Here is a 12,223-nt window from a genome sequence, read left to right as displayed (position 1 = left end):
AGAGCTCGACACACTGTCATTTATCTTTGCAGTCATTGCGCCGACTATCGCAGTGCGCCCCAGATTTATCCAATACGCTGCGCGTATAGTTTCCATAGCGCCGAAGCTCTTCACGTCGTGATTCAGTTCCACTCATACCGGGCTGCCAGCTGCGCGATGTTCCGTATCTCGACCGTTGCCGTGGAGCCGGATACTGTCGCGATCACGACTTCGCGCTCCAAGACAAATCCGTCGATCGGCCGAGTGACGAGGCCTTGCACGGTCGGCGATCGTTCCGGAAGAATGCATATGGCGTGGCCGTCAGCGACGACCCGTTGCACCCAGTCCTCGCGATCTGATCGAAAGCGAGGTCGCATGAGCAAGTCCCGTCGCGCGAAGTGATCGAGGATCCGATCGCGAAACTCGCATTTCAGGCGATCGACGAAAGGAAACTCGAGCAGGTCTTCGCCGCGCACGATCTCGTTGGCAGCCAAGGGATGGTTTGCAGAACAGCCGAGCACGAAGCGCTCCCGAAATAGAGGATGCACATCCAGCTTGCGTTCCGGTCTTGTTTCACGCGGCATGATGCACGCGTGGTATTTTCCTGAAAGCACCTCCGATGTGTCCTCGTTCGACTGGAGCGAGTGCAGCTTGATTTCGATGGATGGCATCTCCGCCAATGCGCTCTCGAAGAATGCCGTAAATTCCTTTGGTCCGACGGTGGGCGCGACGGCGACATCCAGCACGCGGTGCCCCCCCATCGCCCAGTGCTCCGAGTGATTGCGAACGCTCTTCATCGCGACCACCATGCGCCGGAATTCTGCCTCGACGTCATGGCCAAGGCCAGTCAGGCGGCTGTTCTTCCCGTCGCGATAGATCAGCGGCCCGCCAAGCTCATCTTCCAAGCGGCGGATCGCGCGGGTCAGACTTGGCTGTGACACACCGCTCAAGCGAGCGGCCGCTGTGAAATTCAGCGTCTCGGCCAAGTTGATGAAATAGCTGACTTGATTGAGTTCCATAGTCCTTTGGCCCACGCGCCTGACTGATACCTCTTCCGTGAGACCGCCTTTGGAAAGCAGGTCGCAGAAGTATGCTTGGCGCATATAATCATGGTATAGGGGCTTGTCTATATGCGCCAGACATATAAATGATAGCCTGAGATGACGATTACCGGTTGGCGGTGCGCTCCGCTCAGCTCCGTCGAAGGTTCTGAGAGCGCAACCGCCAAGCCGCGTGCTGGAGGTTTGATGGACATGGCAGGAAGATCATTTACGTTTGTCAGTGGGGCTGGCTCTCCGCTGTCCGGGCACCTCGAACCGCCGGAAGGGACGCCGCGGGGCTGGGCGATCTTCGCCCACTGCTTCACGTGCGGGAAAGACAGTCGCGCCGCTGTTCACATCTCGCGCGCGCTGTCGCGTGCGGGCATCGGGGTCTTGAGGTTCGATTTCGCCGGGACCGGGATCGGCGGTGGGACGGGAGAACCTGTGAACTTCGCGTCGGACGTCGAGGACCTTCGGGCCGCCGCAAATGCGATGGCGGCGGCGGGCATGTCACCGTCCCTCCTCGTCGGGCACAGCCTGGGTGGCACCGCTGCGATCGTAGCCGCCGCCGACATGCCTGATATTGCGGCGGTAGCGACGATTGGTGCGCCGGCCGACCTTCAGCATATCTTGCGCCTCTTCGGACCGAATGATCTGGACACCATCGCGAGCGAGGGCGAGGCCTCGGTGGAGATTGCCGGTAGGCCCTTCCTCATTCGCCGAGGGTTCCTTGAGGCGGTTGAGGGGATCGACGTCGAGAAGGCCATTGCCTCCCTGCGACGGCCGGTGCTGGTCATGCACTCTCCGCTGGATCAGGTGGTCGGCATCGACCACGCGTCGCGCATCTTCGTCGCGTCCAGGCACCCTAAAAGCTTCATCTCGCTCGACAACGCGGATCACCTTCTCACCGACGTCGCGGACGCGAACTACGCCGCGGCCATGGTGGCGGTTTGGGCGAGCCGCTTTCTCCCACCACTCAGCGCGGATCTTCCGCAGGTCGAGGTTGCGGAGGGCGTCGTCTCCACCGAAACTCTTGCAGGGACGTTCCAGCTCAAGGTCCGCAGCGGCGAGCACACTCTGTTCGCCGACGAGCCAGCATCGGTCGGTGGCCTCGGGACCGGACTATCTCCCTACGAACTCGTATCTGCCGGCCTCGCAGCCTGCACGGTGATGACGATGCGTCTCTATGCGAACCGCAAGGGCTTTCCGCTCGAACGGGCGAGCACGACCGTGCAGCACGAGAAGGTGCCGGACATGATGCCACCCGACCGGTTCACCCGCACCATTGTCCTCGATGGGCCGCTGAGTGATGATCAGCGCGCTCGGATCCTCGCGATCGCTGATCGGTGTCCCGTCGATCTGAGTCTCATCCGGGGTTCGGACGTGCAGACCGAGCTCTTGAGCGCCAGTCAGGCTGCGGATCCCGCGAGGCTGGCTTGACCGTGGCGCACACGGAGGAGGGCGAACGGACTGTGAGCCAATCGCCTACCGGCAATAGGGCGGCCGCGACAGAGCGAGCAATTCTCGCAGGCGGCTGCTTCTGGGGCATGGAGGATTTGCTGCGCCGAGCCAGGGGAGTCATTTCGACGCGTGTCGGTTACACAGGCGGAGAAATGCCTGATCCGACCTACGCGAGACATTACGGCCATGCGGAAGCAGTGGAAGTGACCTTCGACCCTTCCGTTCTCGCCTATCGCTCGCTCTTGGAACTCTTCTTCCAGATACATGACCCCACGACCTACGAGCAACAAGGCAGCGATGTCGGTCCGAGCTATCGATCGGCGATTTTCTACACCACCGAAGTGCAGAAGGAAGTCGCCCTCACAACCATCGCGGAAATCGAGGCATCAGGAAGCTGGCCAGGCCCGGTCGTGTCGGAGATCAACCCAGAAGAACCCTTTTGGGAGGCGGAGCCAGAGCACCAAGAATACCTGGTGCGCTATCCTGGGGGCTATAGCTGCCACTTCGTGCGCCCGACCTGGCGGTTGGACCGCTCAGACGAACGCCCAGCTGTAATACTTGACAGAAAGAGTTGATGATGACCGAAACCGTGACTAATCAGGCCGCCTGGCAGAAAGCGCCGGGGCAGCCACTGAGGATCGGTGTCACCGCTCTGCCGCATCTGGCGGCGAACGAGATATTGATCCGCAACGCGGCCATCGCGATCAACCCACTCGACTGGATTCTGCAGGACGTCGCGCTTTTGCCATGGCTCGACTATCCCGCGATTCTCGGCAGCGACGTCTCCGGTGAGGTCGCGGCGGTCGGTGGCGCGGTCGAGCGGTTCAAGGTCGGCGATCGAGTCATCGGACAGGCGGTCGGGACAACCGTAAATCAACCTGCGCAGGGTGCGTTCCAGCACCACACGATCGTGCTGGACCACATGGCGGCGCCGATCCCCAACAACATTGCCTTCGCTGATGCGGCAGTCCTCCCGCTTGGCCTTGGCACCGCCGCAAGCGGGCTCTACGGACGGACACAGTTGGCTCTCGCGCCACCGTTACACTCGCCGACCGCGCGTCCAGAGGTCGTTCTGGTCTGGGGTGGATCGTCGAGCGTTGGCTGCAACGCCATCCAGCTCGCGGTGGCGTCGGGCTACAGGTGCGTCGCCACCGCTTCGGCGCGCAACGTCGGCCTGTTGAAGGAGCTGGGTGCAAGCGAGGTTCTTGACCACTCGAGTCCAGCCATCGTGGAAGACGTGATTGAGGCAATGCGCGGGCGCAGTCTCGCTGGAACGCTTCACGCGACCGGTCACATGAAAGACTGTTTTGCCGTAGTTGCGAGATGCGAGGGCTCGCGCCGGGTGGCAGCGACGCTGGCCCCGCCCGACGAGCGTTCATTTGGAGTCGAGGCGACGCACATCTCCGGGACGAGCCTCAAGGATGACGAGGTTGGTCCAATGATCTACCGCGAATTCCTGCCGCAGGCTCTCGCGGCGCGCACGTTCGTCCCCGCCCCTCCGGCGAAGATCGTGGGCCAGGGCCTTGAAATGCTCCAGGCTGCCTTGGAAGCCCTGAAGGCGGGTGTATCCGCAGCGAAAATCGTCGTTACCCTGCCTTGAGTGACCAGCCAGGCGGTTTTTCGCGTTCGCAGTCTGAGGTGGCCCGCACTTTGCCGATTGGGAAGCTCTACCGGGAAAACGCGTTTGGGACGCGCGCTGCGCTCCTGCCGGAGCATGCGTTCCCGAAACCTGTTCCCGACTGCTTTTCCCCGAAACTACCTATCGGACATAGAGAAATGGGAATGCAGCGAGTGGTTTGAACGGCCGCTTCCGAAACCGCGTTCCGATCAATTGAGCGGCTAAAAGTGGGGCGATCACCGACATATTAGAATGAGACCGCCATGCCCGATCGGCCGGCTTGACGCGTAGCCAAAAGAATGCGGCTGATGGTAGGCTCGCTGACATTATGAAGCCCCGCCATCTGAGCAGCGTTGAGCTGCCGCAATTGCGAGTCTCCTACGCGTCGTCGTTCTTCTCGCGGTCCACACCTCGCTCATGCAATTCGGCATCGACGGGGCAGTTCGTGCAGCCCTCGTAGCAGCACAAGCGGCAGATGCGGTATGACTGCTCGAGGTTTTCCAAGCGATTTCGGAGAACGCGTTCAGCGATGTCCGATAAGGTTTTCAGTTCGTCTGGATTAAGGATCGATAGCCCTTCGGCAATCACTTGATCGCGCGAGGCCAGGACCTCGTCGCTCGCGACCTTGCCAGTTGGAGTAAGATAGAGGGATCGCGCGCGCCCGTCTGTCGAATGCTCCCTACGCTCGATCAATCCCTCGCTTACCAATCTATCCACCAGGCGAACAGTTCCAGCATGTGAAAGGCCCACCCCGATCGCAAGCATACGGATCGAGAGCCCGGGCTTGTGCGCGAGCAACGCCAGCGCTGAGGCGGCGGGTCCAGCTTCCGGCGCCCGCGATGAACTAGCGCGAACGATGTCGTCGCTGATCATGAGTGCGAACGCCCCGAAAATGTTTCGATCTCGAGGTCCATCCATTGCCACATCTATATGTGCGCGGAGCATAGACAGCAAGCCATACCGTGGTCCTCTTCCTCCGCGCGGCTTGTGGAAAATGTCCTGTTTTAGAAGGGTTTCGGAGGATTTCGACTGATCGAGCGCGCCGAAAAAAACGGGTCCGGCTCGTTAAGGCCGCGGAACCGTTGATACCTGGCGGCTATAGGGCAAGCCTTTTCGCTCGGAATCGCCGTAGGTCGCGCCCGAGAATCACTCCGCGTCAGCGCTGTCATCCAGGCCGCGCAGGTGCAGATCAGCGAGACCTAGCTTGCCCCCGGCGTCGCACTTCCATCGTGTCACCGCGCGCGATCACGATTGTATCAATCCCATTGAGGAACAGTCCGTGCTCCACGACGTCGGGGATTGCGGCGAAACGGGCGAAGACCGCGTCGCCATGCAGCTGAGCGCCTCCGGGCTCGATATCGCGACGGAGCATCCATGCCCCGCGGAGGTTCTGCAGGATTTGCACGCCCGCCGTCACGAGAGGACCACAGTCACGAGAGCACAAGCGCCCCTCTGTGGCGGACCGAAGCACGCAGCAGCACGAGGGACGCCGCTAGCAGAACTGCGTCCTTCAGTAGAAACTGCCCTGGTGCAGCCGAAATCGCAGGAAAGCCGCCGGCAGTCTGCTCCGCGACACCTGGAGTGGTGATGAAAAAGGTCAGCGTGATCAGATAGGTCGCTGCTGACATTAGTGCGCCTAGCGCAGAGAAGAGTGGACGAAATGCACCAAGGATCAGAACGAGACCGGTCGATAACTCGATAACGCCGATGAAATAGCTTTGCCCCTGCGTCCCGAACATGCCGAGCCAATTCATGATCGGGCTGTGTTCGATAAACGGGGCGATACCATAGGCCTCGTACGCTGTGAACTTCATCGCGCCGAACCACAGAAATACGATCACGAGAGCCCATCTAAGCAGGCCAAGATCCCTCCGACCATGCTCGGGGACAAGAAATTCATAACGGTCGAAAATGCTCATCTAAAATTCCTCAACAGTGGTCCCGTGGGAACGTCACGAACGTCGTCTACGTGCTTCGGGCAGGCGTTGCAGTATATGCGCGACGCATATACCATATACTAATAAGCGAGATATGTCGAGCGGCTGGCTCGCGCTTCGCTGCCTCACGAAGCCATCCTCATCGGCGATGCCTTTACCCAGCAAACGCGCGACCTTTGCGGGATTTTGACTTGATGGGGCTGGCGCTCCGGGTGGGCCTATAGCCCGTTGGCAAACGTCCAGCCTGTACGGATGGACGCGGCCCTGGACGAGATAACCATGCCCACCGAAATCGTAGCAGCGATCGGCGAAGGCGCGCTCGCTTATCGAGAGAGCGGCATTCTCTCACTGGCAGATGGCAGAGTATTCTCCGCGTGCCGGCAGTATCGCTATCGCTTGAGCGAGGACAGTGTTGTCGTCGAGTTCGCAGACGGACCTCATATCGGGACGCAGTTCCTCAGCTTGAGTTTCTCGCGGACGGATACCGGGTTGGAAGCGAGTGGCGTCTATGCCTGCGGAGACGACACCTACCATGCAACCTACAGGATTCTGGGGCCGGCGGCCTTTGAAGTGGTCATCATGGTCCAAGGGCCTGCAAAGGCATACGAGCTAGTCAGCCGATATTCCCGGTCGGGATAAATGCTCATGTCAGGAGGGCAAGTCCTCTGTTGCCCTTATCATGGCCGTGAAAGGCAGCGCCGGAATAACTTACCACGCGCTGCAAATCCGAAGACGATTGTCGTCGTCATCAGAAGGTAGGCGACTATCCCACCAGGTGAAAGAGTCGGAACCGCTGCGAGGATCAACCCATCATTCCCGCCGGGTATGAGCGCGATGCCGATACCCATCAATGTGCCGCCGACGACAGATCGCAGAATGCCATTGGCTGTCGGCAGTTGGAGACGCAGATTGCCTTGGCGAAAGGAGGCGGTTAGGGCGCCTGCGATCGAAGAGATCACCGCAGTGAGCGCGACCTCGCCGGCCGGGGACATTCTGAGAGGAAGGGCGCGTTGAATCACGTCTGCGAAGGTCCAGGCCGGCGAGAGTGCATATAGAAGTCCGCCAGTGATACCGAGTCCAATCATCGAAGCGCCGAACGACCAACCCGGCTTTGTTCGCAGAACGCTCTTCGTGGAAACGAAAACGAGTGCCAGCACGAGCACAACTAGGAAGGCTAGGAGAGTAACGAGGCCTGTTGCGCTCGGTTTGGAGATTAAGCTTGGCCATGTTGAATCGTAGCCGAACCTGCCATGGTCGGCAGCCAAGATACCAATCGTTAATCCCAAGGGTAGAGCTAGAAGTCGCATCTCCCCATCCCCAAGCCGCGCCAGCGATCCGAGCAGGCATGTGTCATTAATGAGTGCGCCGAGGCCGAAGGCGATGGCGCCGATGAGCAGGAGGAAATTGATGCTGGTCGAGGGTGCGAGTGTTGCGCCCAGTGTTCCCGTCCAGACTATCGGGACCGCAACCAGGCCTGCCGCTGCCGACGCTGCGAGAAATCCGACGAACATTTTCGGCGGCTGTCTTCTGTGTAACTCATGAGCGGCCACCACTAAACAGGTTCCGCCTTGGTTCGCCGCATATCCGAACCCGAAGGCAAGTACGCATAGAAGAAGTTCGAGCGCAAACGATCCCATTATTTCAAGCCTGCCTGATCATATCGTCAGCCTTCTGATGCGACGTTCCAGCGTGGCGAGCGCCCCGGCTTAGCTTTACCACGGGAAGGCGCGATCCTGCTGTAGCCGCACAGATGGCAAAGGCTGACCGAGCCATCTTTGTCGAAGCCGTTTGCCACAAGGAGCCGCTCCGACAGCATGCCTAGAATGTCGAGGTCATTGGGCGACAGGGGCGAAATACATTCGGAGATCACCTGCTCCCGTGCCTTGAGCAAGGCGTCCGTTATCTTCTTCCCCGAATTGGTGAGGTGAATGAAGCGCGCCCGCCTGTCGGTGATTTGTCTTCGTCGTTCCACCAACTGTTCGCGCTCGAGCCTATCGATCAATCGCACCGTCCCGGCATGAGAAAGCCCGATCGAGGTAGCCAAAACGCTGATCGGCAGTCCGGGCTCCATGCTGAGTAACACCATCACGGCGGTCCCCGGGCCGCTTGGTGAAAACGAGGCCGAGACACTGGCGATGCTGTCTGCAACGGCCAACGCGAGTGCACCTAAATGGTACTTGGCGACCTCAGGCTCCATACCGCAAGAATATATGCTTCGCGCATAGACTTCAAGCGTGTGAAAATGTATGACCGCCGCATGCATCTATGACAGATTCGGACATGGTCATGCTCATTGAGGGGCTCAGCTCGGATTCCACATCTGAGATCAACGGACGTGCTCGTTCCCCAGGCGCTAGCGGGGGTGGGCTCGATGAAAGTGGACGTGCATGGGTGCCGCTCACCGGGCGCAGGCGGTTCGCCGATGAGACCGCCGGTATGATCGGACGGGTCTCATGCCCGACCTGACTCTTGATCTCCGATACCTGAAGTACGCCGTTCAGGTCGCCGAGGCCGGCAGCTTCCGCCGAGCGGCGGAGCGCCTATCGATATCGCAATCCACCGTCAGCCGACGTGTGCAGCTGTTTGAGCGCCAACTTGGCTTTTCTCTCTTCAAGCGTACGCGAGCGGGGGCAGGGCTGACTCCAGAAGGTGAGCGCTTCCTTCAACAAGCGGTGGTGGGAGCGCGCTACCTTCGTAACGCCGCAACGGAGATCCGCTCCGCGCGGAAACTCAAGACCGGGCTCGTGAGGTTTGGAATGCTTGAAGCGTTCCCGGCGTGCCCGATCATCAACATTCTCTCGGCATTCAGAAATAGACATCCGACGATCGAGGTAAAGCTTGAGGAAGGCACTTCAGAAGAAAACACTTTGGGGGTGAAGCGCGGATTACTGGACGCAGCAATCAGCCTGAGTGCGAGCAAGAGCCCTCAGTTCCAAGTTCGACGTCTCTGCGAACCAGATCTGTTCGTGGCATTGTCCCCGCTTCACGAGTTGGCAGCACGGCCACAGCTGTCGTGGGAGGACGTTTGTGACGAAGTCTTCCTCGTTCGCTCGGATGGCGCTGGGCGTGAGCTCGCTGGCATACTCCGGCGCATGGTGGGCGCCGGAGACGGAGCGGTTCAACTCTCGATCCAACAAGTCAGCCGAGAAACCCTGCTGACGATGGTCGAACAGGGCTTCGGCTTGACCATCACCAGCGTGATCTACCGGCCGGATATCGCGTTGATCCCGCTCCCATCGGCGCGGGCGCCGACGGCCGCTATAATTTCTTCCAGTGACAACGACAACCCGACTCTGCCGCTGCTGCTGAAGTGTTTCGACACCCCCTCTAGAGCGGGGACCACGGATTAATCGGCGCTCCCCGGCGTCAACGTTCGCCTGGCTTTGGCGAAGCCACGGTCTGTCGCGATGAACCGTTGTAACATCGGGACGATTAACCGAGCTGGGTCAACAGCGGACTGACCTTGCTCTCGGCCCAATAGGTGGGCGTAGTCAACAAGGTCCTGGTGGAGAGCTGCAGGTAGCTCGACCTGTACCTTAAGCGGCTTGTCGTCCGCGATGGGGCCTAGCTTAAGCTTCGACATCATCACCCTCCATATGGCTCCAGTACCAAGTCTCGCGTCACGAGAACGCGCACGGGAAATCCGGGCCGAATAGTGATCGTGGGCGCGACGTTGAGCTGACGCCTCACAATCTGCTGCCCTGCGTCGTTGATGGTGTCCTGCCCACCGTTCCGGATCGCCTGAACGAGCTGATCGTCGTTGTCGACCGCGAGTTCGGCGCCGACGCTCAGCAGTGTCGACAATCCCGCAGCCTTGGCCAGATCCCACCAATGGTAATCGACGCCATCCTGCAGCCCGGCGAACCCTTCAGCGTCAGCACCAGGCTGGCGCTCGAGAACGATCGAGCGCCCGTTCGGGAAGACGAGCCGAGTCCAGACGAGCAGGACTCGGCTCTGGCCGAACTGCACGTTGTTGTCGTACTGCCCGACCACACGAGTGCCTTGCGGCACAAGCAAGATACGGCCGGTTGGGCTGTCGTAGATGTTTTCGGTGACCTGCGCGGTGATCTGGCCGGGTAGATCGGATCGGATGCCGGTGATCAGCGCCGCGGATATCACTGCTCCCGCCTGAAGGACGTTCGGCGATACTGGCGCAGCGACGCGATCGGGCGCAACCGTCCTGCGATCGGCCGCGGCGTTCAGAAACGCGTTCTGCCGGTCCTGCGCCGAGGGCGTGGCGGGCGGCGGAGCGAGGCCAATGCTCGCCAAATCCGGCACCGGCGCGAGCGCTGGGGCAGCTCCCGCAGCAGCGGGTGTGCCCCGGCTTTCCGATCCGGAGAAGAGACGGCTGGTGCGCGCGGTCTCGATTTCCTGAAGGCGGCGCTGCTCTTCCGGGCTGATGCCGGGATTGGGCGTGGCCGTCCCGGGTGTGGGCACCGGCTGTCCGCGATCCTGGGTACTAAGGATCGGCCGGCCGAGGTCACCGGGAAGAGGGGGACCGAGCTGTGGCACGCCACTGTAATCTCGCGGCAGGCCGGCCAGTCCGTCAGCGGTCGAGCGGTTCTCGGTCGAATAGAGTTCGTCGTTCGGCCGACCGGCGTCGCGGGTCTGAAGCGCGTAGATCAGCGCACCTCCGAGCCCGACGCTGGCGACAAGACCGAGGCCGGCGAGAACCTTCCGCGACAACCGGGTGACGCGGGGCGGTTCGGCCCGCAGCCGCATCGGCGCAGGCCCGACCGGCTCGCCGGTCAGGGGCTGCGCATCGTCGTCCGGCACTTCCTCAATCCGGGGCGGGTTCTCGCTCACGAGGTCGGCCTCCCGTCTGTGCGGACGATCCTGACGCGCTTCTGCTCGCGGCCGGAGCCGAAGCGAAGTTCGGCAGCCGCGAACAGACGATCAACGATCATGTGGTGGCCGCGAACGCGATAGTTCACGAGCTCAGAGGTGTTGCCCTCGGGGCCGACGACGAAGAGTGGCGGCATCTCGCCCTGACCGATGCCGCGCGGAAACTCGATAAAGACCTGGCGTCCGTCGTCGAAGGCGCGCAGCGGCCGCCACGGCGCACGGTCGCCCTCGATCGCATAGCGGAAGTTGACGTTCGCGAGATCGACGCCGCTCGCCACCGGCTGGGCCGCCTGCGCCTCGGCGTTCTGACGGCGCAGCGCAATGAGCTGGTCTTGCGGATACTGCCATGAGACCGACGCCATATAGGTGCGCTCTGTCGAGCGCAGCTCCATGTGATAGGTGCGCATGTTGGTGTTGATGACGAGGTTTGTCATCAGGTCGGCGCGGGTGGGCTTTACTAGGATGTGGATCTGGCGCGTTGCCCCCGATCCGCTCTCGGTGTCGCCGATGATCCAGCGCACTGTGTCGCCGGCGGCCACCGGGCCTGCGCCGACAAGCTGCTCCCCGGGTTGGAGCGCGATGTCGGTGATCTGCCCGACGGCGGTATAGACTTGATAAAGCGCCCCTTGAGTCCACGGGTAGACCTGCATCGAGTTAATGAAGCCGTCGCGCACCGGCTGGACTCGTGCCGCCTCGTTTGCCTGGTTGACGCGAGCGGTCGGATTAGAAGGCTCCGGGGCACGCCGCGTCTCCTCCACACGCTGCAATTGGCCAGGCAGCGGCAGCGGCCGGGGCAGCTCGACCACGGTGACCGGCGCGGGTGGATCGACGGTCTGCACCGCCGGAGCCGCATTGTCGTAGGAAATCTCCGGCGGCGGATTGGTGGTCGCGCAGCCCGCGAGCGCGGTCGCCGCTAGCAGAACGACCGGGAATGCGGCTCTACGGAGAGCCGGGAGTACGTGTGTGTGTGAAGCCGGGTTTCCGGCTTTACGGAAATACGGCTTCATTGCCCAAGCTCCCGTGACCAGTTGATGGCGTTGACGTAGATGCCGAGCGGGTTCGCCCTGAGCCGGTCGGCGTTTCGGGGGATCTGCACGACGATCGTCAGGATCGCGGTCCAGCGCGTGGTCTCGGCGAGCTGGCCATTTTCGTATCGGCGCTCGACCCAGGCGACGCGGAAGCTGTCCGGGGACGCGCGGATGACGCTGGAGACGTCGACAGCGACCTGCTGCCGGCCGACCCGTGTAAAGGGGTCGTTGGAGCGGGCGTAGTCATTGAGCGCCATGGCGCCGCGGTCAGTCGTGAAGTCGTAGGCGCGCAGCCAGGGGTCGTCTCAGAAAACG

General features: G+C 61.4%; 14 protein-coding genes. 5 read left to right on the top strand and 9 right to left on the bottom strand.

Translation table 11 applies throughout. The features are described from left to right. Window positions 1-122 precede the first annotated feature (122 nt). Window positions 123-998, bottom strand: coding sequence for a LysR family transcriptional regulator (locus NMC31_RS25215; protein ID WP_011191349.1), 876 nt, complete (start codon window positions 996-998; stop codon window positions 123-125). Between the two features lie 228 nt (window positions 999-1,226). On the opposite strand from NMC31_RS25215, the gene NMC31_RS25210 reads away from it, so the two are divergent. The 3 genes from NMC31_RS25210 to NMC31_RS25200 are packed head-to-tail and all read left to right on the top strand — an operon-like array spanning window position 1,227 to window position 4,080. Next, the gene (locus NMC31_RS25210; protein WP_004357650.1) at window positions 1,227-2,459 is read left to right on the top strand and encodes a bifunctional alpha/beta hydrolase/OsmC family protein; all 1,233 of its coding nucleotides are present in this window, start codon (window positions 1,227-1,229) and stop codon (window positions 2,457-2,459) included. Then, window positions 2,366-3,055, top strand: coding sequence for a peptide-methionine (S)-S-oxide reductase MsrA (msrA, locus tag NMC31_RS25205; RefSeq protein WP_425267728.1), 690 nt, complete (start codon window positions 2,366-2,368; stop codon window positions 3,053-3,055). Before NMC31_RS25210 ends, msrA begins: the two co-directional genes overlap by 94 nt. Next, entirely contained in the window at window positions 3,055-4,080 is a 1,026-nt protein-coding gene (locus NMC31_RS25200) for a zinc-binding alcohol dehydrogenase family protein (RefSeq protein WP_004357654.1), read from the top strand. The genes msrA and NMC31_RS25200 overlap by 1 nt, the downstream gene beginning before the upstream one ends. Before the next feature lie 396 nt (window positions 4,081-4,476). Here the strand turns inward: NMC31_RS25200 and NMC31_RS25195 are convergent, their stop codons facing one another. Together NMC31_RS25195 and NMC31_RS25190 are read right to left on the bottom strand one after the other, a co-directional pair. Continuing rightward, window positions 4,477-4,971 carry a MarR family winged helix-turn-helix transcriptional regulator gene (locus NMC31_RS25195; protein ID WP_004099028.1) on the bottom strand — a complete coding sequence of 165 codons (495 nt, stop codon included), beginning with the start codon at window positions 4,969-4,971 and terminating at the stop codon, window positions 4,477-4,479. Window positions 4,972-5,528: 557 nt separating this feature from the next. Then, window positions 5,529-6,017: a YkgB family protein gene (locus tag NMC31_RS25190; RefSeq protein WP_004099027.1), complete on the bottom strand. Its 489-nt coding sequence runs from the start codon at window positions 6,015-6,017 to the stop codon at window positions 5,529-5,531. Between the two features lie 270 nt (window positions 6,018-6,287). Here NMC31_RS25190 and NMC31_RS25185 point away from each other — a divergent pair, with 270 nt between their 5' ends. Then, window positions 6,288-6,674, top strand: coding sequence for a DUF6314 family protein (locus NMC31_RS25185; protein WP_004099026.1), 387 nt, complete (start codon window positions 6,288-6,290; stop codon window positions 6,672-6,674). Between the two features lie 38 nt (window positions 6,675-6,712). Here the strand turns inward: NMC31_RS25185 and NMC31_RS25180 are convergent, their stop codons facing one another. After that, complete coding sequence (locus tag NMC31_RS25180) at window positions 6,713-7,672, bottom strand: YeeE/YedE thiosulfate transporter family protein (protein WP_004099025.1); 960 nt, start codon at window positions 7,670-7,672, stop codon at window positions 6,713-6,715. Between the two features lie 26 nt (window positions 7,673-7,698). Then, the gene (locus NMC31_RS25175) at window positions 7,699-8,121 is read right to left on the bottom strand and encodes a MarR family winged helix-turn-helix transcriptional regulator (RefSeq protein WP_223296479.1); all 423 of its coding nucleotides are present in this window, start codon (window positions 8,119-8,121) and stop codon (window positions 7,699-7,701) included. Window positions 8,122-8,488: 367 nt separating this feature from the next. Between NMC31_RS25175 and NMC31_RS25170 the strand changes: the two genes are divergently transcribed. Beyond that, window positions 8,489-9,385, top strand: a complete 897-nt coding sequence (locus NMC31_RS25170) for a LysR family transcriptional regulator (RefSeq protein WP_011191354.1) — start codon at window positions 8,489-8,491, stop codon at window positions 9,383-9,385. Here NMC31_RS25170 and NMC31_RS25165 read toward each other — a convergent pair. From NMC31_RS25165 to trbF, 4 genes are read right to left on the bottom strand one after another with little or no spacing between them, the layout of a single operon-like run. Next, entirely contained in the window at window positions 9,382-9,618 is a 237-nt protein-coding gene (locus NMC31_RS25165) for a DUF2274 domain-containing protein (protein WP_026227538.1), read from the bottom strand. The genes NMC31_RS25170 and NMC31_RS25165 overlap by 4 nt on opposite strands. 2 nt (window positions 9,619-9,620) lie before the next feature. Beyond that, a complete protein-coding gene (locus NMC31_RS25160; RefSeq protein ID WP_011191355.1) occupies window positions 9,621-10,841 on the bottom strand; it encodes a TraB/TrbI/VirB10 family type IV secretion system protein in 1,221 nt (406 codons plus the stop codon). After that, on the bottom strand, window positions 10,838-11,887 hold the full coding sequence (gene trbG / locus NMC31_RS25155; protein WP_011191356.1) for a P-type conjugative transfer protein TrbG: 1,050 nt from the start codon (window positions 11,885-11,887) through the stop codon (window positions 10,838-10,840). Before trbG ends, NMC31_RS25160 begins: the two co-directional genes overlap by 4 nt. Continuing rightward, the gene (gene trbF / locus NMC31_RS25150) at window positions 11,884-12,201 is read right to left on the bottom strand and encodes a conjugal transfer protein TrbF (protein WP_223177685.1); all 318 of its coding nucleotides are present in this window, start codon (window positions 12,199-12,201) and stop codon (window positions 11,884-11,886) included. The genes trbG and trbF overlap by 4 nt, the downstream gene beginning before the upstream one ends. Window positions 12,202-12,223 lie beyond the last annotated feature (22 nt).

The sequence above is a fragment of the Pseudocitrobacter vendiensis genome (genome assembly GCF_943590815.1).
Taxonomy (GTDB): domain Bacteria; phylum Pseudomonadota; class Gammaproteobacteria; order Enterobacterales; family Enterobacteriaceae; genus Pseudocitrobacter; species Pseudocitrobacter vendiensis.
Note: the sequence above shows the minus strand (reverse complement) of the source record. Positions and strands in the feature narration are given on the sequence as shown.